26 protein-coding genes are annotated in these 26,998 nt (G+C 38.2%); 15 read left to right on the plus strand and 11 right to left on the minus strand.

Annotated features, from left to right (window positions below; translation table 11 throughout):
* The first annotated feature begins 217 nt into the window (after window positions 1–217).
* From P0Y49_15710 to P0Y49_15725, 4 genes are read left to right on the plus strand one after another with little or no spacing between them, the layout of a single operon-like run.
* The gene (locus P0Y49_15710; GenBank protein WEK18237.1) at window positions 218–1,534 is read left to right on the plus strand and encodes a TolC family protein; all 1,317 of its coding nucleotides are present in this window, start codon (window positions 218–220) and stop codon (window positions 1,532–1,534) included.
* Between the two features lie 10 nt (window positions 1,535–1,544).
* Window positions 1,545–2,744: an efflux RND transporter periplasmic adaptor subunit gene (locus P0Y49_15715; protein ID WEK18238.1), complete on the plus strand. Its 1,200-nt coding sequence runs from the start codon at window positions 1,545–1,547 to the stop codon at window positions 2,742–2,744.
* Window positions 2,744–3,490: an ABC transporter ATP-binding protein gene (locus tag P0Y49_15720; GenBank protein WEK18239.1), complete on the plus strand. Its 747-nt coding sequence runs from the start codon at window positions 2,744–2,746 to the stop codon at window positions 3,488–3,490. Before P0Y49_15715 ends, P0Y49_15720 begins: the two co-directional genes overlap by 1 nt.
* A gap of 9 nt (window positions 3,491–3,499) precedes the next feature.
* Window positions 3,500–4,723: an ABC transporter permease gene (locus tag P0Y49_15725; GenBank protein ID WEK18240.1), complete on the plus strand. Its 1,224-nt coding sequence runs from the start codon at window positions 3,500–3,502 to the stop codon at window positions 4,721–4,723.
* On the opposite strand, the gene P0Y49_15730 is transcribed toward P0Y49_15725, so the two are convergent.
* The 5 genes from P0Y49_15730 to P0Y49_15750 all read right to left on the minus strand — a co-directional run bounded on the left by P0Y49_15730 (window position 4,698) and on the right by P0Y49_15750 (window position 8,375).
* Complete coding sequence (locus tag P0Y49_15730) at window positions 4,698–5,144, minus strand: DUF5519 family protein (protein WEK18241.1); 447 nt, start codon at window positions 5,142–5,144, stop codon at window positions 4,698–4,700. The two genes, P0Y49_15725 and P0Y49_15730, sit on opposite strands and share 26 nt — an antisense overlap.
* A complete protein-coding gene (locus P0Y49_15735; GenBank protein ID WEK18242.1) occupies window positions 5,134–6,045 on the minus strand; it encodes a hypothetical protein in 912 nt (303 codons plus the stop codon). The genes P0Y49_15730 and P0Y49_15735 overlap by 11 nt, the downstream gene beginning before the upstream one ends.
* A 65-nt stretch (window positions 6,046–6,110) precedes the next feature.
* Window positions 6,111–7,037: a TIGR01777 family oxidoreductase gene (locus tag P0Y49_15740; GenBank protein ID WEK18243.1), complete on the minus strand. Its 927-nt coding sequence runs from the start codon at window positions 7,035–7,037 to the stop codon at window positions 6,111–6,113.
* A 10-nt stretch (window positions 7,038–7,047) separates the two neighbouring features.
* The gene (locus P0Y49_15745; protein WEK18244.1) at window positions 7,048–7,860 is read right to left on the minus strand and encodes a DUF393 domain-containing protein; all 813 of its coding nucleotides are present in this window, start codon (window positions 7,858–7,860) and stop codon (window positions 7,048–7,050) included.
* An 8-nt stretch (window positions 7,861–7,868) separates the two neighbouring features.
* Window positions 7,869–8,375 carry a helix-turn-helix domain-containing protein gene (locus P0Y49_15750; protein WEK18245.1) on the minus strand — a complete coding sequence of 169 codons (507 nt, stop codon included), beginning with the start codon at window positions 8,373–8,375 and terminating at the stop codon, window positions 7,869–7,871.
* A gap of 101 nt (window positions 8,376–8,476) precedes the next feature.
* Between P0Y49_15750 and P0Y49_15755 the strand changes: the two genes are divergently transcribed.
* Window positions 8,477–9,139 carry an HAD family phosphatase gene (locus P0Y49_15755; protein WEK18246.1) on the plus strand — a complete coding sequence of 221 codons (663 nt, stop codon included), beginning with the start codon at window positions 8,477–8,479 and terminating at the stop codon, window positions 9,137–9,139.
* Window positions 9,140–9,157: 18 nt separating this feature from the next.
* On the plus strand, window positions 9,158–9,424 hold the full coding sequence (locus tag P0Y49_15760) for a hypothetical protein (protein WEK18247.1): 267 nt from the start codon (window positions 9,158–9,160) through the stop codon (window positions 9,422–9,424).
* Between the two features lie 8 nt (window positions 9,425–9,432).
* Here P0Y49_15760 and P0Y49_15765 read toward each other — a convergent pair whose 3' ends face one another.
* Window positions 9,433–9,945, minus strand: a complete 513-nt coding sequence (locus P0Y49_15765) for a GNAT family N-acetyltransferase (protein WEK18248.1) — start codon at window positions 9,943–9,945, stop codon at window positions 9,433–9,435.
* Window positions 9,946–10,013: 68 nt separating this feature from the next.
* Window positions 10,014–10,856, minus strand: coding sequence for a methylated-DNA--[protein]-cysteine S-methyltransferase (locus P0Y49_15770; GenBank protein ID WEK18249.1), 843 nt, complete (start codon window positions 10,854–10,856; stop codon window positions 10,014–10,016).
* Between the two features lie 194 nt (window positions 10,857–11,050).
* Between P0Y49_15770 and P0Y49_15775 the strand changes: the two genes are divergently transcribed.
* Together P0Y49_15775 and P0Y49_15780 are read left to right on the plus strand one after the other, a co-directional pair.
* Window positions 11,051–12,448, plus strand: a complete 1,398-nt coding sequence (locus P0Y49_15775) for a DUF3943 domain-containing protein (protein WEK18250.1) — start codon at window positions 11,051–11,053, stop codon at window positions 12,446–12,448.
* A gap of 81 nt (window positions 12,449–12,529) precedes the next feature.
* Window positions 12,530–13,060 (plus strand): hypothetical protein, encoded by a 531-nt coding sequence (locus P0Y49_15780; protein WEK18251.1) that lies wholly within the window; start codon window positions 12,530–12,532, stop codon window positions 13,058–13,060.
* An 85-nt stretch (window positions 13,061–13,145) separates the two neighbouring features.
* Here P0Y49_15780 and P0Y49_15785 read toward each other — a convergent pair whose 3' ends face one another.
* Together P0Y49_15785 and P0Y49_15790 are read right to left on the minus strand one after the other, a co-directional pair.
* The gene (locus P0Y49_15785; protein ID WEK18252.1) at window positions 13,146–14,027 is read right to left on the minus strand and encodes an NAD(P)H-binding protein; all 882 of its coding nucleotides are present in this window, start codon (window positions 14,025–14,027) and stop codon (window positions 13,146–13,148) included.
* A gap of 22 nt (window positions 14,028–14,049) precedes the next feature.
* Window positions 14,050–14,277, minus strand: coding sequence for a hypothetical protein (locus tag P0Y49_15790; GenBank protein WEK18253.1), 228 nt, complete (start codon window positions 14,275–14,277; stop codon window positions 14,050–14,052).
* 181 nt (window positions 14,278–14,458) lie between these two features.
* On the opposite strand from P0Y49_15790, the gene P0Y49_15795 reads away from it, so the two are divergent.
* Entirely contained in the window at window positions 14,459–17,332 is a 2,874-nt protein-coding gene (locus tag P0Y49_15795; GenBank protein WEK18254.1) for a hypothetical protein, read from the plus strand.
* A gap of 34 nt (window positions 17,333–17,366) precedes the next feature.
* On the opposite strand, the gene msrA is transcribed toward P0Y49_15795, so the two are convergent.
* Window positions 17,367–17,858, minus strand: coding sequence for a peptide-methionine (S)-S-oxide reductase MsrA (msrA, locus tag P0Y49_15800; protein ID WEK18255.1), 492 nt, complete (start codon window positions 17,856–17,858; stop codon window positions 17,367–17,369).
* A gap of 157 nt (window positions 17,859–18,015) precedes the next feature.
* Here msrA and katG point away from each other — a divergent pair, with 157 nt between their 5' ends.
* The 3 genes from katG to P0Y49_15815 all read left to right on the plus strand — a co-directional run bounded on the left by katG (window position 18,016) and on the right by P0Y49_15815 (window position 23,414).
* Window positions 18,016–20,283 carry a catalase/peroxidase HPI gene (gene katG, locus P0Y49_15805; GenBank protein ID WEK18256.1) on the plus strand — a complete coding sequence of 756 codons (2,268 nt, stop codon included), beginning with the start codon at window positions 18,016–18,018 and terminating at the stop codon, window positions 20,281–20,283.
* A 92-nt stretch (window positions 20,284–20,375) separates the two neighbouring features.
* Window positions 20,376–22,334 (plus strand): family 43 glycosylhydrolase, encoded by a 1,959-nt coding sequence (locus P0Y49_15810; protein ID WEK18257.1) that lies wholly within the window; start codon window positions 20,376–20,378, stop codon window positions 22,332–22,334.
* 300 nt (window positions 22,335–22,634) lie between these two features.
* Complete coding sequence (locus P0Y49_15815; GenBank protein ID WEK18258.1) at window positions 22,635–23,414, plus strand: hypothetical protein; 780 nt, start codon at window positions 22,635–22,637, stop codon at window positions 23,412–23,414.
* Between the two features lie 55 nt (window positions 23,415–23,469).
* On the opposite strand, the gene P0Y49_15820 is transcribed toward P0Y49_15815, so the two are convergent.
* Window positions 23,470–24,192: a CAP domain-containing protein gene (locus P0Y49_15820; GenBank protein WEK18259.1), complete on the minus strand. Its 723-nt coding sequence runs from the start codon at window positions 24,190–24,192 to the stop codon at window positions 23,470–23,472.
* Between the two features lie 152 nt (window positions 24,193–24,344).
* Between P0Y49_15820 and P0Y49_15825 the strand changes: the two genes are divergently transcribed.
* The 3 genes from P0Y49_15825 to P0Y49_15835 all read left to right on the plus strand — a co-directional run bounded on the left by P0Y49_15825 (window position 24,345) and on the right by P0Y49_15835 (window position 26,964).
* Window positions 24,345–25,349, plus strand: a complete 1,005-nt coding sequence (locus tag P0Y49_15825) for a hypothetical protein (protein ID WEK18260.1) — start codon at window positions 24,345–24,347, stop codon at window positions 25,347–25,349.
* Window positions 25,350–25,354: 5 nt separating this feature from the next.
* Entirely contained in the window at window positions 25,355–26,026 is a 672-nt protein-coding gene (locus P0Y49_15830) for a flavodoxin reductase (GenBank protein WEK18261.1), read from the plus strand.
* 143 nt (window positions 26,027–26,169) lie between these two features.
* The gene (locus tag P0Y49_15835) at window positions 26,170–26,964 is read left to right on the plus strand and encodes an AraC family transcriptional regulator (GenBank protein WEK18262.1); all 795 of its coding nucleotides are present in this window, start codon (window positions 26,170–26,172) and stop codon (window positions 26,962–26,964) included.
* Window positions 26,965–26,998: the final 34 nt, after the last annotated feature.

The following is a 26,998-nucleotide window of genomic DNA, read 5'->3' on the forward strand; positions in this document are numbered from 1 at the left end:
TATAAAATATTTTCTCCCTTACAACCAAAGAATTACCTACTAATAAAATTAACTACGGAAGTAGTAGATTTATAATGTAAATGTCATATCCATTGTTTTAAATAAAGGTGAGTATAATCGGCATGATCAAGGGGAATTACGACAATAAAAATTTAAGACAAAGTAGCAAACAATTTAACTTCGATTTGGTTAATTATTCAGGACCTAAACACCCAATATGTCGCGATTAAAAATTAACGTGCTGCTTTTCATTTTTGTAGCAATTTTCAATGCACAAAATCTATTTGCACAAGACTCATTATATAATGATCTACCAAAAGTATGGAACCTAAATGAGTGTATAGCTTACGCAAAAAAAAACAACTACACTATCAACAGTTTAAAGCTCAGTTCAAAATCTGCAGCACAAGATTTGATCGCTTCCAAAGCTGCTAAATACCCCAATTTAACAGGTAGCGTAACGCAGAATGCTGCGCATTATAATTCAGGTACGCAAAGTTCAAGTGGATATGGACTTAATTCAGCAATTACTCTTTACAATGGGGGCTATCTTAATAATGACATCAAATCGAAGAACTTTAGTCAGCAGATTGCCAACCTTGCCATTGCTTCAGCTGAAAATGATGCGACCATACAGATTACGCAAGCCTATTTAAACATTTTACTAACCAGAGAGAACATTACTTATTTGAATGATTTACTTAAAACAAGTAAAGCGCAGGTTACTCAAGGTGAGCAAGAATATAAAATTGGTACAATTGCAAAGAACGCGCTTCTTCAGCTACAAGCAGCTATGGCAAGCGACAACTATACGCTGGTAACTGCACAAAATCAGCTCCAGCAAAATATACTTACTCTAAAGCAATTATTGCAACTACCTACCAAAATTCCATTTGAAGTTGCAATAACAGACACAGTAAAAAATACAGAGACCTTAATGGATCTTAATGCTGCACAGGACAAAGCACTGCAAATCAGACCTGAAATTAAAAGTGGAATGCTAAACATACAACTAGAGATCAATGAGATGGAAAAGGCTAAAGCAACGATCAGACCATTTTTAAGCTTAGGAGGATCCTTATCTACGGGTTATAGCAGCACCAGTTTTGGTTCATATCCAAACCAACTGAATAATAGTTTTAATCAGGCTCTTGGATTAACCTTAACTATTCCCATTTTCGACAGGAAAGTAACCCAAACCAATGTAGCCAAAGCCAATATTGAAATCCTACAAGCCAGATTATCCTTACTAAATACCAAAACAACGTTAACCCAGGCAGTAGAAACTGCATACCTGAATGTTCAGAATGCCAACAGTCAATATGATGCAGCAAAAGAGCAATTTATTTATACCGGTGAAGCTTTAAGGGTTGCTGCCGCACAACTTAAACTAGGTGTTGACAATATCGTTGAATACCTGCAGCAAAAGAATTTGTATATCCAGGCACTACAAGCCTTTATACAAGCAAAATACACGGCCAACTTAAATACCAAAATTTACGATTTTTACACAGGCGTTCCTATTACTGAATAAACAAACAAAAATGAAAACGAAGAAAATCATATTTATCATTTTAGGCATACTTGTACTTGGCTTTGCCTTCTGGTACTTCGACATCCGAGAAAAGGAACAGGTGGTTGAACTGGAAACAGAAAACCCTAAAATGGGTTATATTTCGGAAAATGTAACTGCTACCGGAAGGATTGAACCTGTGGATACAGTAACAGTAGGTTCGCAGGTATCTGGTACAATTTCACATATTTATGCAGATTTCAACTCTAAGGTTAAAAAGGGACAACTGCTAACAGAGCTCGACAAAACTTTATTTCAAGCCGCTGTAGATCAGTACAAAGGTACTCTAGCCAGTGCACAAAGTTTAGTTGTGCTTCAAAAGGCGAATTTCTACAGACAAAGTGAGCTCTACAAAGTAGGTGCCATTAGCAAGGTTGATTATGACACTGCTTTGTATAACTATAACTCCGCGGTTGAAAATGCAAATAGTACCAAAGCACAATTAGACGCGGCTCTAAAGAATCTCGCTCTGGCCAGTATCTATTCTCCGATTGATGGAACGGTACTGTCCAGAAGCATAAGTGAGGGGCAAACAGTTGCAGCAAGCTTTAATACACCAACATTATATACTATTGCTAAAGATTTAACAAAAATGCAAGTAGAAGCTGCCGTTGATGAGGCTGATGTGGGAGACCTTAAAATTGGAGAACGTGCAACCTTTACTGTTGATGCTTTTTTAGATGACACATTTAAAGGGAGCATACAGGAAATCCGGTTGAGACCCAGCATCACCTCCAATGTGGTTACCTATACAACCATCATTAAAACAGACAATAGTGATCAAAAGTTAAAACCGGGAATGACGGCCAACATAACCATATTGGCAAAAGAAGTGAACAATGCATTATTGGTGCCAGCAAAAGCGCTTAAGTTTATGCCCGATACCACATTAAAAAAATATCAACTGGTCTGGATCAATAAGGCCAGAAAGCCAACGTCCCCGGTTGAAGGTTATGTATGGATCAAAACCGGTGATTATAAACTGGAGCAAAAGAAAATAGAAGTAGGCATCAATAATAATACTCAGGTAGAAGTTTTGGGCGGCATTACGAAAAATGACATCGTAGTTGTTGGCAGTCGGATAGTAGGTAGGGCCGCCGCCGCAAGTGCAGCAGCTTCGAGTCCATTTATGCCAAAACGTCCTGGCAGCAGTAATAATAAACCACGATAATGGCAAATAAGATACTGGAATTACATGAATTGAAACGAGAGTTCGTTATGGGTGAGATGACCGTTAAAGCATTAAAAGGGCTGTCATTTGAAATCACCTCCGGCGAATTTGTGACCATTATGGGTAGCAGTGGATCCGGTAAAACAACACTCTTAAATATTTTAGGCTGTCTGGATAAGCCAACCGAAGGAAGTTATTTTTTAGATGGAATTGATATTAAGACTTTAAATAGTGATGAACTGGCGGGGCTGAGAAATAAAAAAATTGGTTTTGTATTTCAAGCCTATAATTTATTACCCAGAACAAATGCGTTAGAGAATGTGGAACTACCACTCTTTTACAATAAGGATATGACTGCCGAAGAGCGTAAAGAAAGGGCCATCAAAGCACTTGATGCTGTAAAACTGAGTGATCGGTTTGATCATACACCTAACCAATTGTCAGGGGGACAGCAACAGCGGGTAGCCATTGCCAGGGCACTGGTTAATGAACCGGTCATGATCCTTGCTGATGAGGCTACCGGAAACCTGGATACCAGAACAGCCTATGAGATTATGGCCTTAATGCAGGAACTCAATTCACAAGGAAAAACCATTGTTTTTGTGACACACGAACCCGATATTGCAGCCTTTAGCAGTCGAACAATTATGCTCAAGGATGGTAAATTGCTAAAAGATAACATCAATAAAAATCCCCGTTCTGCTAAAGAAGCCCTGGCTACGTTTCCAGAATCTGACGACTATTAAACTGATAAGATGAGCATTTTAAATCTATTAAAGATCGCTTTTCGGGCATTAAAAAGAAACAAACTACGTGCCTTCTTAACCATGTTAGGGGTTATTATCGGCGTGGCTGCTGTGATTGCCATGATGGCTATTGGACAGGGTTCTAAACAAAGCATCAAAGCTTCTTTGTCAGGTATGGGATCTAACATGATTACTGTGCTGCCTCAAAGTAATACTCCTGGAAGTGTAAGGCTAGCAGGAACCAGTATTCAGACTTTAAAACTGCAAGATATTGATGCCATAAAAAGGCTTCAATCCGATAACATAAATGGCCTTTCACCCGTAATTTCCAGCAGCGGTCAAGCCATTAAAGCGGGGAACAACTGGCCAACCAACATTACGGGTATTGGCCTGGATTATATGCACATCAGACAGCTCGAGCTTTTGGATGGAATTATGTTTTCCAACAACGACATCAAAAAATCGGCAAAGGTTTGCCTGTTGGGTAAAACCGTAATAGATAATCTTTTCCCTGATGGAAGTAATCCGATTGGTCAGATCATACGTTTCAAAAGCATTCCTTTTCAGGTGATTGGTACATTAGTGCCAAAGGGACAAAGTAATTTCGGACAAGATCAGGATGATATTATTCTTGCCCCCTACACTACAGTACAAAATAGAATTACTGCAACTAACTACTTACAAGCGATTTATGCTTCTGCCGTTTCTGAAGAGGCCAGTGATGCTGCTACGAATGAAATAACCAATGCGATAAGAGAAAGTCATAAGTTATTACCATCGCAGGATAATGATTTTCAAGTCCGTACTCAGGCACAGTTGATTGCCACTATTACTGCGACGAGTAGTATGCTTACTGTTTTATTAACCGCAATCGCAGGGATTTCCTTATTGATTGGTGGTATAGGGATTATGAATATAATGTATGTTTCAGTTACTGAGAGAACGCGGGAGATAGGTTTAAGGATGTCTATTGGTGCACGCGGCAAAGATATATTAATGCAATTTTTGATCGAGGCTGTTTTAATCAGTATCACAGGCGGGGTACTCGGCGTTTTACTGGGAGTAACTTCAGCCTATTTAATTGCTTATTTTTTACACTGGCCAATATTAATTTCTCAGGCTTCTATCGTTATTTCCTTTTTGGTGTGTGGTATTACCGGTATATTTTTTGGATACTACCCGGCACAAAAAGCCAGTAGACTTGATCCTATTGAAGCACTGAGGTACGAGTAATTCTCTGATAAGCGATCATTAATAATTCTTCAGCATAAGCTTTATCATAATAATTCACGATGTAAAAACTTATCCATCCAGATTTTTCAAAAACATGATGCGGTTGTATCCTACCCTTATCTAATAATTGCTGCTTAATCTCTCTGGTGAATAAAACATCAAGTAATCCATTACCATGTAAGTGTCCAATTTCTTTGCCCCTGCAATTAAACTGCAGCCCCCCATACTTATGCATGCTTACACTAGTTCCCTCCCAACTTAACACTTCATACTCTATTTCATCGAACCAATCTAACAGGTAAGATCTGGTCATAAATACCCAAAGCTTCAACAAGCTATCAAATACATGTGGAAATAAAGGTATTGACTTTAAAAAGCCCAAGTACCTAACAACAAATGAGAACAGTCCCTTATTTTTCACTTAACATTTTAATGTGTTCCATGACTCTCAAATGCACATTTCTAGTAATGCTTTTGGCCCAGATATCATAATACCATACCGGGAAAACATGCAGCCTATACCAACTATTACCCACCAAAGTGGTTGTTCCATTTCCATTGTCCTTTAACAAAAACTGTCCACGAAGAATATCGATATGTCCCATAATTTCAGGGTCTAGTGGCTGTTTTACAATATCAAAAGTAAGATTCTCATTAGGTTTATAGGTTACAATCTTTTCATCGAAAGTATAGCCATTACTAAATATGCATTTGCGACCTGCTCCTTCATAATACCCCTCAACTGTGGTTTGCATAGGACTAGGCATACCTATTTGAAACAACCAATAGTTCTCTTTCTTTTCTATTTTATCAAATGCGACTACATTTTTCCAAATTTCCTCGGGCGTAGCATTTACAACTATCTCGTCAGCCACCAGATTCACATAATCATGATTGGATAGAGAATCAGACACAAAAACCGCAAAGAGCAACGAGAACACACTCACATTTAATGTTTGATTATTTTTTCTGAACATGCGTTGTCCGATAAATACCCCGGTTATAATAAAGCCGAAAATAAGCGGAGATACGATAAGTAAACAAATGACTCCCTCTTTTAAAAAGACATAACTTAACAAGATGGCTACTACACCATTCAAAACGGAATAACCAGTAAGCGCTTTACTCTTTAAATTGTCTTTTATCCAGAACCATGAACTAATAATTCCCATCAATAAAGGTACAATCACAAACACTGAAAATATCAGTGTCCCGCTCTCCTTAAAATTAGCGTATTTACTGATTCCTACAATCAGCATTGCGACAATGTTTGATGCAGCAAATCCCTTAAATAAATTGGTTTTGTAAAAGTTCAAATTCATAATATTGTTCAGTTTTAATGAATTAAGAAATGATTAAATATGCGTTAATACGTTCAAATTTTGACCTAGATGCGAATGCTTAAAATGTCTTTAATTGCATGTTCCGCCTTCTGAAAAATAAATGGATAACCGGAGTCCGCAAGATGTTTTGGTGCAACCCATCTGCTTTTTAAAATTAATTCAGTTTCTGTCCCAATAAATATAGCCCCTAGTTCTAATAACCATGTCGGAGATGGTAAGCCAAATGGGATACCATAGGCAGTACGTATTATTTTCATCAATTTTGCATTTTTCACTGCTTCCGGACTCGTACAATTGACAACACCATTAAGGTCTTTATGCTGCATCAACCATTCCGTACATTTTGCAACATCCTGCTCATGAATCCATGATACATATTGGTTGCCATCTCCTTGCCTTCCTCCAAGACCGAATTTGACAAGATTGAGTAAACGAGGGAAAGCGCCATCGCTCCTGCCAAATACAATTCCCATCCGCAAAGTAATTTTCCTCGTATTTGGAGTATTTGTTTCGAAGAAAGTTTGCTCCCATTGACGACAAACATCTATAGAAAATCCATATCCAATTTCACCCATTTCTTCATCCTGAGCATGGTCCTCTGCATGGCGATAAATAGTAGCAGAAGTGATATTTATCCAAAGTTCTGGAGGACTTTTCATTTTATTGATAGCCCTTCCCAAAGCTTTTGTTGGATTGATCCTTGAAGCTACAATCTCATTTCTATTCTTCTCTGTATACCTACAATTTACATTTTTACCACATAGATTGACCAAAAGCACTGCACCTTCTAAAGTACCTTCCCATTCACCTTCATCAACTCCATTCCAAACTATCGTTTTGATATTTCCATCAGCAGGTGCTGGTTTACGGCTCAGAATAATAATTTCTTCAGCAAGATTTTGGTAATATTGAGCCAAAACACCTCCAAGATAGCCGTTTCCCCCAGCCAAAATGATCTTATTATATTTCATGATTAAGTGTTTAAATTATGATGAAAAGTACTGCAATACGATATAAAACCCAGGTGATCGTCAGCGTCCAGCCGATTTGTAAAAGCCTGCTTCTTCTGATGTGTTCCAACAACATCAGACTTGCAACCGCCATAAACCAGGCAAGATAAAAATATGGACTAAGCGTTAACCATACTGATGACAGCATTGCCGGTAACAACAACAATGCCCCTGCAAAGGAGATCGTCATCATATTGCCCAGGTATCCCCAGATTTTATCTCTACTGACAAATGTGATGATCAATCCTTGAAATAAAATTTGTCCTCCGCAAACGAAATACTCCCTGTAAGCATGACCTTTAGGCAACAAGCCCGACATTAAACCACTATAAACAGAAAGGATATATGCTGTTACCAACCAGGTAAAAATCAAATAGGCAATACGATAATGTAGTTTAAATGTTGGCTGAAATTGAAACCTTTCTCCTTTAGTCGGCGGCACAATTATCCTCCTGTTATAAGCGATAAATGCATATACACTGCCCATTAACCAAATGAAAGGTTTAAATCTAAAAAGAGGTCCGAAGAAAGGCATAATGATTGCAAAAATTTTAAATAGACTTTCGATGCCATAAGTCACCTCTCCTGTTTCCTGATTCACCAAAGCCATTTCGTTTACAGCCCGCTGCCGATCTACCATTGGACATGCCTGAGCAGGTAATTCCTGATAAGCAGCCCGTCCTTCCTTCTCTAAAAGGCCTATACTCACAAATGCATTCGTATATATACTGCACATCGGACATTCTTCATCAAACAGGATCAGGTGGTTTTTCAGCGTTTTCATATCATTCGCTATTTAAACATTTTAAAAATTGCCCCCCAAAACCAGTTTTCTTCTGCTTTAAGCATGGTATCCAATGTTTTATCCACATTTTTAGCAAGGTTATTGATATCCGTAACTGTTCTATTGAAGGTTTTAAATTCGGGATCTTTTGTATCTCCCTGTACATTCGACAGCTCATCCAGGATTTTCAAAACAGGGTCTAGTTCCCTCTTTCTACGTTCTTTTACTACCTGCCGAGCTATATTCCAGGTATCCTTATCCGCATAAAAATACTCCTTCCGCTCACCGGCTTTATGCTGTTTCTCTACTAATCCCCAACCTATCAAATCTCTTAAAGTCATATTTGCATTTCCTCTCGAAATACTTAGGTCTTTCATGATCTCTTCTGTTGTCAACGCTTCCGGCGACACCAGGAGTAGCGCATGAACCTGGGCCATGGTACGGTTAATCCCCCATTCTGAGCCCAGCTTGCCCCATGCCTCTATGAATTTTTGTTTTGCTGCTGTCAATTCCATGAACAAATATACACAAATATATTAAATTTTCAATAATTACTGAAAGTTTAATATCAAATAGAAATAACATATAAGCCAAAAAAACATCCTAAATTTGCGTAATGAACAATGAGATTGCAGTTATTTTTGACATGGATGGCGTAATATGCCATACCAACCCATATCACTCTCTTGCCTTTCGTGAATTTTTCGCGGCAAGGAACTTAGCTCCTACTGACGAAGAATTTGCAGAACACATGTTTGGCAAAAGCAATAGTTATATCTTAAGTCACTTTTTTAAACGTCCTGTTACTGGAGCCGAACTGCTGGAATTGGAACAGGAAAAAGAGGGATTGTTCCGTAAAATTTATGAACCTTATATTGAACCTATCTCTGGAATTGTTGAATTTATTTCGGATTTAAATCAAAATGGGGTAAAACTAGGTGTAGCTACCTCAGCTCCATATGCCAATCTGGAATTGATTCTAAGTAAAATTGATATCCACAAAAAACTGGGTTCGATCCTGGCTAGCGAAGATGTAAAAAAACATAAACCTGATCCGGAAGTATACTTGAAATCGGCCGCAAACCTGGGTGTAAAACCAGAGCAATGCCTTGTATTTGAAGATTCTTTTTCAGGCATCACCGCAGCATTAAACGCCGGAATGCGCGTTGTTGGTGTACTTAGCTCTCACACTAAAGAAGAGTTACCCCCTTGTAATTTATACATCGACAATTACACAGACCTGTCTTACAAAAATATCATTGAACTTTTCAATTCATAATGCTAATCGCTATACCCCATGGAAGATGAAAACAAAAATCCTTATGTTCAATTTAACGAGCAAATCCTTAAAGATTGGAAAGACAATGGCGTAGACTATATCAAGCTTGTTGAGTTGGTTACCGATCTGCCTGTTAAATTCTTTGAGTTGATCCCCAACTCCGAAATCCCAGATGCTGGAGAAACCATTTACCATATCGATTCAGAAGACATAACAGAGCTTTTAGAACCTTTAAAACAGGTGAAATTTTTAGTGCACGAAATCTACCTGGAAGAAGAAAATTAAAAATATAGTTAGTTCAACTTAATTTCAAACAAGCTGAATCTTCCTTTCTTGTAGTGCAACGGAAGCCCCTCGGTATTGGCTAATCTAGTTACGCCTAAGTAAGAAAAACCACAGCTCACATAATAATTATTCAGTTTATCATTCCCTGCTCCTGTGTCCATTCTGATATAGGATTTATGCTGCTCTATGGCGTATGCTTTAACCCAGTCTACAATATGCTTCACAAAATGCATCCCCCTGAATTTAGGATTGGTAGCAATGCGATGGATGTATACAGCAGGGTCTTTATCTTTTTCCTCCCAAATTAAAGGATCATTTAAAGCCAATGTAAATACGCAGGCGATTTCCCTGTCAACAACAATCTGCCACTGAAAACCATCTTTAATGGTCTGCGCTACCATAACTCTTTCAAATCCCAACCAGTGCATTGGTGCCACGGCCTTCTGATGAGCAGTAGCGGCATCGTAAAGTTCAAATATAACATCTATATCCTGATCCGTACTTTTTACAATCTCCATCATCTCATTATTTGTTTTATACAAATCTATGTAGCTTTGGCAAACTAATACAGATACAGAAATAAAATATTTTATGGTAACAGATGACACGCCTCCCAACCTATTATGGCTGTCTTTCTGGTATTTCCCCACATGTACCCACCAAATAATCCTGTAGATTGAATTACGCGGTGACAAGGGATTAAAAACGCTACCGGATTACTGCCAATGGCCGTCCCAACTGCTCTTGATGCATTAGGTTTATCTATTTGTCTCGCAATTGCACCATAAGTAGAAAGCTGTCCCATTGGGATTTTCACCAGCGCTTCCCAAACTTTTAACTGAAAATCTGTCCCTTTTAAATGCAATTTTATTTCCGGTAGCTTATTCCAGTCATTTTGAAAAATAAACAACGCATTCTGCTGTATCAGATCTAATTTCCGCGTAAATGAAGCATTAGGGAATTTTCCTTTTAAGTCTTCCAGCGCCTGATACTCATCTTCATTGAAAGCCATATAACATACACCCTTGCTTGTAGAAGCAACAATGAGACCGCCAAATGGACTTTCGGCAAAACTGTAGTTTATAATAAGGTCCTTGCCACCATTTTTATATTCCGCAGGGGTCATACCCTCAATATTCACAAATAAATCATGCAGTCTACTGGTTCCTGAAAGCCCAGTTTCGTAAGCAGTATCAAAAAGTGTAGATTGATTTTCTGCCAGCATCTTTTTAGCATGTGCCACACTAATATATTGCAAGAACTTTTTGGGACTGGTACCTGCCCAATCTGTAAATAGCCTTTGAAAATGAAAGGGGCTTAAATGCACTTTTTCAGCAATTTCTTCAAGCGTTGGCTGTGCTTTAAAATTTTCTTTTATAAAATCTATTGCTTTTGCAATGCGCTTATAATTAAGATGATCTTGTGTTTCCATGTCCTTTATTTTCACACTACAAATATGGAAAGACTTATCAACACAAAAAATCCGAAACTTGCTAATAAGTGTCAAAAATGAGAAACAATCCCACCTACTCTGGTGTTACACTTTTGCTACGCTTATTGGTTTAATGCTGTTTGTTAAACGCCATAAGATGCAACTTTGACTTACAGGGCAGTAAACACAGTATCATGATAGTGAATCTCGATTTCAGAACCATACTACTCTCTCTTGTGCTCTGTATTTCAACCCCTATATACGCCCAAATTTCATTTTATAATCAACATTATCATAGAGATACCGTTACCAGAGCGCCAATAACAGAGAACCCCGTTAAAAAAAGATTTGGTCGCGCCGCTATACTTTTCTCTCTTACAGAAGTAATACCATGGTCATTCGACAGGTATGTGGTTAATGCTGACTTCGCAAGAATCAACATCAAAGGGATAAGCGAAAATTTAAAGCTCAGCAGCTGGGCATGGGATAATGATTCATTTACCACAAACCAACTGGCCCACCCCAGTCATGGCAGTATATTTTTTAACTCTTTCAGATCTAATGGCTATAGCTTTTGGCAATCTATTCCAGCAACAATTGCTGGTAGTTACATTTGGGAAACAGCCGGAGAAAATCAAGCTCCATCAAAAAACGACTTCTTAAATACAAGTTTCGGAGGCGTTATCATTGGCGAAATAGTTCACAGACTATCCGGAAAACTGATTAATAACCGTAGAAGAGGCTTTAGAAGGCATGTGAACGAAACCATGGCCTTGTTGATTAATCCGGCCAATGGATTTAACAGAATATTAGACGGAAAGTGGGGGAAAATTCCCAACCCAATGGACGTAGATTCCTCAAAAATAGATTTAGAGATTGATGCAGGCCTTAGAAAATTTAACTTGAATGACCACAAGAGTAACTTTAGAGGATATGCCCGTGTAAAATTACTATACGGCAGTCCTTTTGAGAATTATAAAATCCCTTTTAGCACCATTACAGTTAATGTCGAAGTTGGAAAAGACGATAGTACTTTTGTAAATGCAATAAATGTTTTTGGCTCCATCAAAGGATGGCCGGTTAGCAAGACCGAAAACTCCAGGCACATTGCAGTACTAACCGCCAATTACGACTACATCTTAAATCAAGCGTTTTCTTACAGCGGGCAAAGTTTTAAAGCCAATTTGTTTTCAGAATTTGGATTAAAAAGTAAAACGAAAATTAATACATCAATAGGTATTGGCCCGGTATTGTTAGCGGCCATCCCCGAAAAATATTTATTTGATGGTAGAAGCTACGATTTTTGTTCGGGTGTTGGCTTGAATGCCAATGCGGAAATTAATATCAAGAATATTTTCTTTTATGGGCTGACCTACAACAACGGTTTGTTTCACACATGGAATGGATATACATCCAGCTTTTTCCTACAAAGTCTTTCAAGCGAGCTTAGATTTAAGTTTATTGATGACCTTTCTTTTTGTACGGAGCCTGGGTATTTTATTTTAAAAGAGAACTATAAAAGTAATGAAAGGGTAACCAGAACCTATCCTTATTTAAAAGTAGCCTTAAAATACAACATCAGCATTCAATAGACACTAACTTAACTGATTAAATAAGAAAATAAATTGTAGCATAATTTGTCTTTTACTCGTTTTAGTAAAAAACAATCTAATATGAACCGAAACTACTACTTATTTATCATGCTGCTAATTGCAAGCATTGTTACTTCCTGCAAAAAAAGCGACATCGCTTATGAGAATGGCTTTGATAAGAGCTATAAAGCCTGGCTTGCTTTCAAAGCATCATCTAACAATTCGTACCGTTACAAGGTATATACCTCATCATGGACTGGTTTCAGCAGTGAAACCACGATTACTGTAAAAGATGGTAAAGTAGTGGAGCGTGTTTATATCGCTAAAACTGTGGAACGACCATCTAACCAGATTGTTGTACATGAGGAATGGACTGAAGATGTAAATAGCCTCAACACCCATCCAAATGGCTATTCCACATTCACTTTGGATGAAATCTATAACAAAGCCAAGACCGAATGGCTATTAAAAAGGAAGGATGCAGACGTTTCTCTGGAGACGAAAAACAATGGGATGATCTCTTCTTGTGGGTATGTGCCAAAAAATTGTGTTGATGATTGTTTTTTTGGGATTAGCATCACTTCAATAATGCCCCTTATCGCCTATGACTAATCTCGCAATACCTGAAATCATATAAGATTCAGCAGCAAAGTATTCCCTCCCTATTCTTTTTGGGGAGGGGAATATCATTTATAGCTTAACCCTCAAAATGAGCTGCAAATTCTTTAGCGAAATCTTCTAATTTTCTTTTTGAAAGTATGGGTGGGTTTATATCATAATCTTCCCTCAATTTTCCGCTTCTGACAGCAGTACCCATTTCCACAAAATTTTTGGCTATCTCTTTCGGTAATCCGCTCTGAATCATTCCATCCAAAGCTTGTTCATCGGTAAACTCCACCCATTTCAGTTCAGGCTTACCGACAGCAGCTCCTAATACGCTTGCAACTTCTCCAGCAGTGCGTATATCACTGGCAATATAACGAATGCTTTGTCCATTAAACGGTTTCTGTATTTCTTCGGCAGCAACCGCTGCGATATCTTCAGGATGAGCCATAATTAATGAAGTAGATTCACCATAATTACCCCCAAGTATTCCAGCGTGTTTAATCATATCAATATTGCCATAAAAATTGACATAAAAATATGCCGGACGTAAGTGTTTTACAGATACATTTTCAAGACTATTAAAAAGCTGTTCTACATCATGCAATCCTTTTATGGGCCCGGTACCGTCCGATAAATGTGCACCTATACTACTTAAGTTTACTACTTTCGAAATTCCCGCGGCCTGGATAGCGGCAACATAATTACGACCTATACCCGAAATATATGCTCTGTAGTCACCTGCTCCGAAATTTGGTGGAACCATAGTATAAATAGCATCTGCTCCCGCAAATGCCTTTGTTAAAAAAGCTACGTCAGTGATCGAACCGATAGCAGCTGTGGCTCCTAGCGCCTCAATAGCTTTTGCCTTATCAGCATTGCTGCTGATGATGGTTACCTGGTGTCCTGCATCGATTAATGCCTGAGCCAATGGTTTACTTATATTCCCTAAGGAACCTGTTAATGTATATTTCATCTTTTTATTTTTTAAACTTCTTCTACTTTTTTGTCTTCATCCTTTTATTACCCAGATTAGTTTTGGTAACTTCTAAATCTTCAGCATCTTCAGCCTCACTAATTGACTCATTATCCAGATTTTCCACAGATGGCAACTCTTTACTACTCCGATAGTCAGTACTGCTATGGTAGGTGGGGATATTCAAATTCTGAGGATTCTCAATATCATACTCTTTAGAACCTGGACCAGGTATTTTATGCTTTTTCATAAAAACATTGATTTTGAGCTATAATAACACCTAGCCCGACGGTTTGTTTTGAAGCGAAGAAGTTCTACATTCACATGATCATTTAGCTTAGGAGCAGACTGTAATAAAAAAGACAATTCACATGTAATGCCTGATGTAAATATTAAAACGTATATTGACTTTCTATTTATAGACTCTTATTATGTTAAAATCTATCGCTCTAAAATTTATCTCGCTCTGTGGGATCTTTTCTTTTTGCTATACACTTTGTACCGGACAATCTACCCGGAGTCTATACAGCTCTTATCTTAAAAGTGCTGCTTATGAATTTCGTCCTGCTAATTTCCTGTTAGACCAGCGTTTTGAAGAAGCCAGAAATCTTCCACAGATAATTAATGTAAAGATTGAGCAGCTGTCAGACATAGAAAACCTGTTAAATCATCATATCGTAAATAATATATATGGCATTAGTCTGGTAACAAAGGACTCCATTAACTTTGATAAATGTATCGGTTTATTGGTCAAATTTCCAAACCTTCAATATCTTCAAATTGATGACATCCCACTTTTCGGAAATTATAGAAAAAGCAAATTTCAATTACCTGAAGCTATAAAATTACTTTCGCAACTTAAGCTTATAGAATTTTACGGAAATAAATACCTCGATATGCCTGATGCCATTTCGAAGCTATCGCACTTAAAAAATCTGACGAGTTTGTCGTTTGTATCATATCCTTATGCGCTACCACAACAAATGGCTGATCTTGTTAACATTAGATCCGTAAAACTCTCAACTGCAAATCTGGAAGGACTTGAATTAAATAAAGTAAACTGGCAATTGTTAAAACTAGCAGGAACGAGTCCGAATATGCTTAATGATGAAGCAATCATCAAAAAGCTTACAACAGTAAAATCCTTGAACGACCTGACATTGGAATATTGTGCCCTACCCAATGCTAAGGTGATCAGTAAGTTCAAAAATCTTCAATCCTTAGCTATATATTCACCTAAGTTTGCACAGTGGTCCGAACTCTTTACCAATATTTCGGCTTTAAAAGACTTACAAACACTCTTTGTGGCTGGAGTTACCGATACTACGGAAATGCTAACAGGCATTGAAACACTAAAAAAATTGAAGTCATTAGAACTGCGGAACTTCATTTCTTTAAAATCACATCCGGAACAACTAGAAGGCGTAGGCAAACTAAAGAGGCTTCAATCCCTAGAATTACAATCTGGCGACAACATCATCATTCCTGACTTTTTCAAGAATCTTAAAACATTAAAATCATTGACTATTGGCGGAAACGACCTATCTAAAGCAATCAACAGCATTTTTCTATTGCCATCATTGGATACATTAATCCTCGCTGGCAATGAGCTTAGTGAACTACCGGATTTATCGAAATATGCTTGTACAAAACTAAAAGTGCTTAACCTGCAATTCAACAAGCTCGTTGTTTTGCCAAGGGCTATTTTAAACTTACCTCAATTGGAAATACTTAATCTGGCTAACAATAAGCTAAAAGAAATTCCGACTAAAGGCTGGGAACAAATGACCGCATTGAGGAATGTAAATTTCAATACCAATCAAATTACAGAATTTCCTGGGGGATTACAACTGGTTAAAAAGTTAATGATTCTTGATCTCTCACATAATAAAATCGGCAATTTCCCTGAATTGGACGGCGATGGTTATCAATTAAAATCGCTAATCATAACCGGAAACCAGTTTGCTCAGCTTCCTTTAAATATTGGTAAATTTAACCAATTGGAGGTTTTCTGGGCAGACTTCAACAAGTTAATCTCCATCCCCGCTTCACTTGGAGATTGTAAACAACTAAAACAGCTTAAACTTAACAACAACTTCATCACTTCCTTGCCTGAAGGCCTCAAAGACACCAAAAATTTAGGGCTGTTGAATATCGGAGAAAATCCTTCAATAGACCCAACTTCAGTATTTAATGTGTTGCTATCAATGCCACGAAAATACTTATCAGTAGATCTGAGCAAAATAGGCCTATTGACTATCCCGGCTGATGAAGCATGGAAAACCGTAAGCTTTGTCGGGCTTAACTTGAATGGCAATAAACTGACTGCTTTACCTGTTCAATTTGCCGAAATGAAGAGTTATAATAACCTTACGCTAAATAATAATCCCTTAGGGATTGACCCATTTATTTGTAACAGGCCTATCAAAAATAAATCCGACATGAAGATTTTGTATGAAGAATTAGGTACGCCCCTACAAAACAACACGGTCTCTAATGCAGAATATGCAATAGCTTTGGCTGAGCGGGTTTCGGATTACTATTGGAGCAAAAAATACAGTAAAGCTATCACCTACGCAAATAAAGCTACCTCAATAGACAGTACTGCTTACAAGTCTAAAGTTGACTGGGATGAAATAGGAATCTGTAGATTTAAGATTGGTGACTACAAAGGTGCTATTAGGGATTTTGATCAGTTTATCATCAAAGAATCAAAAAGAAATATCCACTGGGGAGCAAGCCTGGATCAGGTTGAGCAGTATAAGTCTGATGCCCATCAGGCACTTGGAGAAAAAGATAAAGCTGCCGATACCCACATCTATTTTGCAAAGCATCATAACCATATCAATGGTTTTGCCCAGGCATCTGTATTGTACAAAGAACTAGGCAATGATAAAAGAGCAAAAGAATTAATGGATACTGTGTTGTTAAGCTACCAGGAACGGACTTTAGCAAATGAAAAATATAAGAATCCTTTCGATCCTTCTTTTATTGTTGAATATGCAGAAATCCTAATCATTGCAGACCAATTCGCAAAAGCTATTGAATTATTGAATAGTTATGAGGATAGGCGATTCCCTAAAAACTACATCCCTATAAAGAATTATCTTTTGAGCACAGCGATGTATCTCCATGGAGAAAAAACTTATGAACAGGCAGAATCGGACCTGATCGAGAAAAAAAACATCAATGGAAAGGTGACAGGCTGGAGCTTCGATATGTTTAACAACTGGATGAAAATCGCCATCAAATCTGAACAAAAAAAGACACAATTGCTAGCTCTTCAAAAAGCTGCAACAATTTGATTTTGAATAAAATAATACTAAAAACCCATCTAAATTAACCTAATTTCCAATCGGGTCTTTCAAAATGGCAAGTATATCCGTATGGGTTCTTTTGCAAATAATCCTGATGCTCTGCTTCGGCATTCCAAAAATCAGTTGCCGGAACAACTTCCGTTACAATTTTCCCCGGCCATATACCAGAAGCATCCATTTCTGCAATTAAAGTCCTTGCAGTTTCTTCCTGTTGCTCATCCATAAAGAAAATGGCCGAACGATAAGAAGTACCAATATCATTTCCCTGTCTGTTTCGTGTTGTTGGATCATGAATCTGGAAAAAATATTCAAGAAGTTTACGATACGATAATTGTGCCGGATCAAATATGATCTCTATGGCTTCAGCATGTGTCCCGTGATTTCGGTAAGTTGCATGAGGGACATCCCCACCAGTATATCCAACCACAGTTGAAACGACACCTGGATAATGTCTGATTAATTCTTCTACCCCCCAAAAGCAACCGCCTGCCAGAATGGCTTTTTCAGTATTCATATCATTTTTTTTATTGAACAAAGGTACGGTCTCGTGAATAGATTTTAGCTATCGTAATATAGAATTAAATGATTGTGATTATTTGTCTCAATACCTTAAATTTATACATACTCAGAACGCTAATTATAAACAAGTTCAATATTCTAAATTTATAAAAATGGATAAAGAATCAAATGATATCAGCAAATGCCCATTTCATAATGGCAGCATGAAACACAATGTTGGTGGCGGTGGCACCAAAAACCGTGACTGGTGGCCCAACCAATTGAAATTAAATATCCTGCGACAGCACTCCTCATTATCCAACCCTATGGGAGATTTCAACTATGCAGAAGCTTTTAAAAGCCTTGACCTGGAAGCTGTGAAAAAAGACCTTCATGCACTTATGACCGACTCGCAAGATTGGTGGCCGGCAGACTTTGGTCATTATGGCGGTTTGTTTATACGTATGGCCTGGCATAGTGCAGGCACCTATCGTGTAGGTGATGGCCGTGGTGGTGCTGGTGAAGGACAGCAACGTTTTGCGCCCCTTAATAGTTGGCCTGATAATGTAAGTCTTGACAAAGCCCGCAGACTGCTTTGGCCTATTAAACAAAAATATGGCAGTAAGATTTCCTGGGCTGACCTAATGATTCTTGCAGGAAATATAGCGCTCGAATCAATGGGTTTCAAGACATTCGGTTTTGCCGGTGGACGCGCAGATGTATGGGAGCCAAACGATGATGTTTATTGGGGTGCTGAAAGCACATGGCTTGGTGGCGACCTGCGTTATGGACATGGCTCTGAAGGTACTGAAAAAGAACATGCTGTAGTGGTGACAGACGATAACGCAAACGGAGATATTCACTCCAGAAATCTGGAAAAGCCACTTGCCGCTGTACAGATGGGGCTCATCTATGTGAATCCCGAAGGTCCTGACGGTAATCCAGACCCTATCTCCGCCGCGAAAGACATCCGTGATACTTTTGGCCGCATGGCAATGAACGATGAAGAAACGGTTGCTCTGATTGCGGGAGGCCATAGTTTTGGAAAAACACATGGTGCTGCTCCTGCTACTCATGTAGGCAACGAGCCCGAGGCTACTGATCTGGAGATGCAAGGATTAGGTTGGAAGAACAGTTACGGAACAGGTAAAGGTCCTGACGCGATTACAAGTGGACTTGAAGTCATCTGGACAAAAACACCAACCCAATGGAGCCATAATTTCTTTGAAAATCTGTTTGGTTTTGAATGGGAGCTGACTAAAAGTCCGGCCGGTGCACACCAGTGGGTAGCTAAAGATGCAGGAGATATTATTCCGGATGCATTTGATAGTTCAAAAAAACATGCCCCTACTATGCTTACCACCGACCTTTCCTTAAAGCTTGATCCGATATACGAAAAAATATCCCGGCGCTTCCTGGAAAATCCAGATGAATTTGCTGACGCTTTTTCCCGGGCATGGTTTAAATTAACACATCGTGATATGGGGCCTCGTGCACGTTATCTGGGTCCGGATGTACCGAAAGAGGAACTGATCTGGCAAGACCCTATTCCTGCGGTCGACCATAAACTAATAGACGAAAATGACATTGCAGTTTTAAAAGCAAAAATATTAGGATCAGGACTGAACATATCTGAACTGGTTTCCACAGCATGGGGTTCAGCTTCTACCTTCCGTGGTTCAGACAAGCGCGGTGGGGCTAATGGCGCCCGTATTCGTCTGGCTCCTCAAAAATACTGGCAGGTAAATAATTCATCACAATTACAAAAGGTACTTGATGCATTACAAAGTATCCAGAAAGATTTTAACGCGGCACAATCAGATGGTAAAAAAGTTTCTCTGGCAGATTTGATTGTACTGGGCGGTTGTGCTGGTATTGAAAAAGCAGCTAAGGATGCAGGGCATGAACACATGGTTCCTTTTAGACCCGGCCGCATGGATGCTTCGCAGGAACAAACGGATGTTGAATCAATGGGCTACCTGGAACCACTTGCTGACGGTTTCCGCAATTACCGTAGGTCAAAAATCCCTGTATCTACCGAAGAGTTGCTAATAGATAAAGCGCAATTACTTACACTTACAGCACCTGAATTAACAGTCTTACTGGGGGGGATTCGGGTATTGAACACAAATTTTGATGGTTCCAAACATGGTGTTTTCACCTCTCATGTAGGACAGCTAACCAATGACTTCTTTGTAAACCTGCTAGACATGAATACTACATGGAAAGCTTTATCTAATGATAAGGAACTATATGAAGGCCGTGATCGCGCAACTGGTAATGTAAAATGGACAGCTACACGTGCAGATCTTGTGTTTGGCTCCAACTCAGAACTAAGGGCTATTGCTGAAGTATACGGAAGCGCAGATGCGCAGCACAAATTTGTGAAAGACTTTGTAGCAGTCTGGGATAAAATTATGAATTTAGATAGATTTGACTAATATCAAAGAGCCCTCTTTGCAAAAGTAGAGAGGGCTTTCATTTGATTCCTAAAAGATTAAAAGATATCTTTAATCTGGAAACAAATGGACTAATGATTAAAATATACTATCTCAGGGCTTTGGGTTTTCTAATCCTCCTGGTGATGCTCTTCACTCCTACTTTACTTAAAGCACAGCGATCCGACAATGGAGATGGAACATTTACCAATCCTGTGATCTGGTCAGATTTTCCGGATAACGATGTAATCCGGATAGATGATACCTATTACATGGTTTGCACAACCATGTACTTTTTTCCAGGTGTACCTGTACTTAAATCAAAAGATCTGGTAAACTGGGAATATGCATCAAATGCAGTAGACCGTTTCAAGCAACACCCCTTTTATGATTTAAAGGGGGGCAACCGATATGGAAAAGGACAATGGGCAAGCAGTATCCGCTACCATAAAGGAAAATTCCATATCTTATTTCTGACCCTTGATGAGGGCGGATTCTTGTATACTGCGAAAAATGCTGAAGGCCCATGGGAAATGCAAAAATTACCCAAAGCCTTCTATGATGCAGGACTTTTTTTCGATGAAGATGGAAAAAATTATGTTGTGCATGGTTACTCCAAACTTTCCCTTACAGAAGTAGATGACAAGCTCCAGCCACTTAAAGCAGATTCGATGATCTACAACAAAGGCGAAAGGCCAGGACTAGAAGGTTGCCACATGTATAAGATCAATGGCTATTATTACATATATGCGACCTATGGCGGACCTGATGGCTATCAAACCTGCCTCCGTTCAAAAAACATATATGGCCCATACGAGGAAAAAGTTGTATTGAAGGATGACATGAACCTGAAAGGCATGGGTGTTCATCAAGGGGCACTTGTAGATACTAAAAGTGGGGAATGGTGGAGCATTATTTTTCAAGACCGCGGAGGTGTCGGTCGTGTTCCGACCCTACAACCAGTTACCTGGGTTGACAACTGGCCAATTATTGGTAAAAACGGTCGTGCTGTTGTTACTTTCAAAAAACCAAATGTTGGGAAAAACTGGCCAGTGAGGGTATTGCCAACCAGTGATGAGTTTGATGGTCCAGAGCTTGGCAAACAGTGGGCATGGAACCACAACCCTGATGACAATAAATGGTCACTCAAAGAACGAAAGGGATATTTAAGATTGAGGACCAGCGAAAGTGCCACTGAATTAACTTCAGCCAGAAATACATTAGCTCAACGTATGTTTGGTCCTTACTCCAATGTTACAACCGAAATGGATATTACCCATATGAAAGCAGGAGACTATGCAGGGCTAGGCGTACTGCAAGTGCCTTATGCTTTTATTGGCCTGAAAGCTAATGCTAATGAGAAATCAATCGTAATGGTCAATAATGGAAAAACAATCGATAGTGTAATTTTAGGAAATCATAAAACCATATACCTTAAGGCTATGGCCAATACGACCCAGGATGAGGCTACTTTCGCCTACAGTTTTAACAATCAGAAATTCATAGCATTGGGCAATACCCTCCATATGAAATTCGACCTTAAAATGTTTACTGGAAACAGGTTTGTCTTATTTAATTACGCTACAACACAAACAGGTGGCTTTGTAGATTTTAACTGGTTTAGGATGGAATTGCGCCAAGGTCCCCCGAATCTCTTTAAAGCAACCTCGAAAATTGAAGCTGAAATGTACGACGAAATCCATATGGCTAAAGTAGGAACAAGGGACAATCTTCCATGGACCAAAGGCCAATGTATTACAGGCACAATTGACGGCGCATGGTTGAAATTCAATCGGATTGATTTTGGCAAAGGATATAACCATATGTCAATTGCTTTATTTCAAGACAAAGGAGGAAAAATTAAAGTGTATGTGGACAATGACTTAACAGATCCCATATCTACTGTTGAAATACCAATGGATAAATCCGTTTCAGGTAAAACCTTAAGTCTCCCCATTAATACATTAAAGGGCATACACGCTATTACCTTACGATTCGAGGCTTCTTCAGGCGCTGTCGCTGATATTGACTGGTTTTCATTTTCCAATATTTAATACCCTTTTCCGTGATATCTAGCACTAACCTGTTTCGTTATAGTTAACACAAAGTAAGCAAATATTGAACGGCATTTAAACCGACATTGAACGGATACTGGACGGACACTGAACGGATAATCCCATTCAATGTCCGCCCAACATTGGTTAATTTTCATTCAAATATTTTACCTTTAACAATAATCAAACCGAAAGCAAAACCTTCTATGCTTCACTGGCTTTATTGTAAATATTGAAAAGGCTAAGGAATTGTTATATTTAGCCCCAATTGATAACTAAATATTAAACATCGATCCTAATATGAGAACACACTATGCCCTTCTGTTAAATTGTTTAGTTCTGTTTGCGTCCTGTAATTCCTCAGCCACCGATCAGCAAGGTAAAAAGGGTGATTCCTTGCACACTACAATTGAATCTGCAGCCGCTCCCAACAACACATTGCAGACAGCTGCAACAAGAGCTGCATATTCAAAAATTATCAAAATAGATTACCAGAAGAACAAAGAGATTCTGGACATCCTGCCACTGTTACCCGATAGTGCCATGGCAACCTGGGAATGGAAAAAAGAAGAACGGGAAGGAATGGTTCGCAGTCTGGCAGACAACAACCAGTTTGCAGATACTACAGAGAATTTCAACACGATTACAAAATTAACACCCAATTATTTCGAAACTAGCGTAGTAGATGGCTATTGGACTGCATCTCTTTATAAGGTATCTGAAAATCACTATATCGTAATCACGAACGACGTCCAAGGCGATGGGTATAAAATTAATGCATTTGAAGTGAAGGATCAACAGATCACCGCTTTAAGCTTAGATAATCTGATCGGTGCAAATCCCGGAAACCTACTGCTTAAAAACAACAGTGAAAAATGTAAATCAGTTATATCAGAAGAAGAAATGGGGATGTTCACATATAACCTTTCCAATCCAAACCTAATCAGCATATCTTGTTATTATTTGACTAAAAAAGCAAATAGTGACTGTTTCAAGGGCAACGAGGTCATCCTTAAATTCAATAAAAATTTAAAACGATTTGACTTTATAAAAGTAGACTGGCGAAATTTTAAGCAGTAAATTTCATCAGCAGAATTGATACGGTTTGCAAACATAGCTGAAGAATGTAATAAAATTAATTCGGAAGGGATACAAAGTCAATTACTGCGCAGTATTTGTATCGTTGATGGGGATGAAAACTGAGGCCAACAGTATTCAACTGTGCGGAAGTATTCAGCATTAATTTTCTATGGCCAAGATCAGGAACACCTTTATCCAATAGTAACATGCAGATATTATCTAAGCCTGAATTATATCCAAAAGCCAGGCACTCTCCATTGGCTTTTCTGGGGTAAACTCTCGAGATGCGTTCACCTGAGCTACGGCCATCACTTGAATTGTGACCTATATAATTATTTCTGTTTAAGTCTTTGGCATGTAGGGTAGCTACCTGGCTAAGCACTTCGTCGGGCCAAAATACGGGCAGATTTTTGATATTTTGGAGATCTCTCCTCAAACTCCGGTAATAACTGCTGTTTCTGTCTATCTTTAAATCATTATAATTACTGTACTGGCGCATGACCTGATTGCGCTCATCTACAAAATCCTGGAAATAAGTATCAAAGAATTTTGCTCCATCTATTCGCGCCAGATTTAGATAAATGAGCATATCCTTTTCCTCAAGGCTAAGGTAATTTGCATTTCCGGCTGTATTTGCCTTCTTTAATTCTTCTCGTGACCAGCTGTCTGCTGTCCGATATTTTTCTTTAAATATGTAATTTTCTGAATGTGTTTTTTCTTTAAGAGACGTTGAGGTAAAAGGAAATAAAAACAAAAGGGCAATGGTCATCAACTTCATATCTGCATTAACGTCAAATCAAGGCCATTTTGTATACGAAACTTATATTCATATTTTTTTAATTTTTTGGCAGCTAAAACCTATTATCATTCTGTTTTGTTATTTACCAGTTCCCTCTTTTTATCGTTAATCAAATATTAATACAATAAATTATGGTAAGAGTTACAAAAGAAGGGGTTGTATTAAGAAGAACAGATTTAGATTTTGAAAATGAGTCGGTATTGAACCCTGCAGTAATACGCGAAGGGGATTCTGTTTATTTATTCTACAGAGCAGTAAGAAAAGGCAACTATTCAAGTATAGGCTTTTGTAAACTGGATGGTCCTTTAACAGTTAAAGAACGTTATGACAAGCCTTTTCTTGTTCCTGAATTTGAGTATGAATCACACGGAATGGAAGATCCACGCATTGTAAAAATTGATGATTTATATTACCTGACCTATGTTGCCTATAATGGTGTAAGTGCCTTGGGAGCATTGGCAACATCAACAGACCTAAAAAAATTCGATAAACAGGGATTAATAGTTCCCGAGATTAAGATTAATGAATTTATAGATATTGTTCAGCCCCTAGATAAAGTAACCAATAAATACTTTACTATGAATACCGGGGATGGCATCCTGATGAATAAGGACGTGGTTTTCTTTCCCAGGCGAATTAACAACCAATTGTATTTCATGCACCGCATAAAACCAGAAATACAATTGGTTTCGGTAAATAGTTTGCAGGAGCTTACCAAAACGTTTTGGGAAAACTATTTCAAGCACTTCGATGAAAATATTATGCTCACTCCCAGGTACAGTCAGGAACTGAGTTATATTGGTGCTGGTTGTCCCCCTATTGAAACAAAAGAGGGTTGGCTATTAATTTACCATGGCGTGCAGGGGGTTGCAGGAAAGTACACTTATTCAGTTCGCGTGGCCTTATTGGATTTAGACGATCCCACAAAAGAAATTGCCCGGTTACCTTACCAGTTGTTTAAGCCAGAAAATGATTATGAGCTATCGGGAGTAGTAAATAAAGTATGTTTTCCTACGGGCACAGCCTTATTTGATGATACTTTATATATTTATTATGGTGCAGCCGACCAACAGATCGGCTGTGCATCCTTAAGCCTTTCTTCTTTATTGGAAGAATTACTAACCACAAAAATCTAATTAATATGGAAACGCATTTTGTAAAAATAAAATCAACTGAGCACGTTACACATAATGTGTTGAAAATTATTACAGAGAAACCTCCTTCATTTATTTTTTCTCCCGGGCAGGCTACAGAAGTTTCTATAAATAAAAATGGTTGGAAAAATGAATTAAGACCTTTTACCTTCACCTGCCTTCCAGATGAAGATCATTTAGAATTTACAATTAAAACCTACCCCTTACGTAAAGGTGTAACTAATCAGCTTTTGAGTTTGGTTGAAAATGATGAACTGATATTACACGAAGTTTTCGGAACGATTTCTTATAAAGGTGAAGGGGTGTTTATAGCTGGTGGTGCTGGTGTAACGCCATTTATTTGCATTTTTAAACACCTCCAATCAAAAAATGAAATAGGAAATAACATGTTGATTTTTGCCAATAAAACCAAAGGAGACATTATACTTGAACAAGAGTTTAAAAAATTGTTAAATAAGAATTTCATCAATATTTTATCAAGAGAAAAAATTGATGAATATCCGCATGGTCATATTACGAAAGAGTTTCTTAAAGCTAATATTACCGATTTTAACAAAAAATTTTATGTGTGCGGCCCGGAGTCAATGATGGATGCAATAGAAAAGCAATTATACGATTTAGGGGTAAATGAGAAGTCCATTATAAAAGAGGAGTTTTGATCCGGTTTGTACTACCCTTTCTTCCTGTGATTATCAGCGACTCAAGAATGCTGAGAACCGATTATTTTTTTAAATTAGTATTCGGAAATTTTGATTGACCATTATTGTTGATAGCTAAAAGCATTATTTTAATACCGGTTGGAATGGAACAAGTACTAAGATTAAATAAAGGCAACTATTCAGGCACCGTTCAGCTGTTAAAAGAATATGCTGGTTTTATTACCAGTAAGACGGCTTATACAGACTGCCAGAAAGAATTCCACTATCACGAAAACCCTCACCTGAGCTTTATACTGCAAGGAGGAAATATTGAATATAAACAGAAAGAAACCAGCATAAAAAACATTGGTGATATTTTATTCTACCATTCCGGCGAATTGCATAAGACTCTACCTTTAAATGACAAAACATGTAACTTTAATCTTGAAATAGATGCCAGTTTTTTAAAAGAAAATTCCCTTTCGGAATATGAACTGTATAAATCCGTAGCAAGGATCGAATACAGCAGATTATTCATGCTAAAAGTATATTCCGATGTGCAACTCAACGATACACTAACAGCAGTTTCTATTCATTCTCTTTTATTAGGGTTTATAAAAAATACTTCAGTTGGCAACTATCAAGATATAAAATGGTGCCAGCAACTCAGAGAAATACTGAATGATGAATGGAGTGAAAACCACAGCCTGGCCGAGCTGTCAAAACGACTCACAGTTCACCCAGTGACTATATCCAGATACTTCACTAAATATTTTGGATGTACCTATGGTGATTATGTGCGAAGACTGCGAATAAGTAAGAGTCTTCCTCTAATCAGGTTAGGCAACCGTTCCCTTACCGAGATTGCGATCATATGCGGTTTCGCCGATCAAAGTCATTTCATCAGGGTGTTCAAGCATTACACTGGAATTAATCCTAAACATTTTCAAAAATTATAAGAAGGCTAATCCTGTTCTATTTTTTGGCCTTCGA

The sequence above is a fragment of the Candidatus Pedobacter colombiensis genome (assembly GCA_029202485.1).
GTDB classification, from domain to species: Bacteria; Bacteroidota; Bacteroidia; order Sphingobacteriales; family Sphingobacteriaceae; genus Pedobacter; species Pedobacter colombiensis.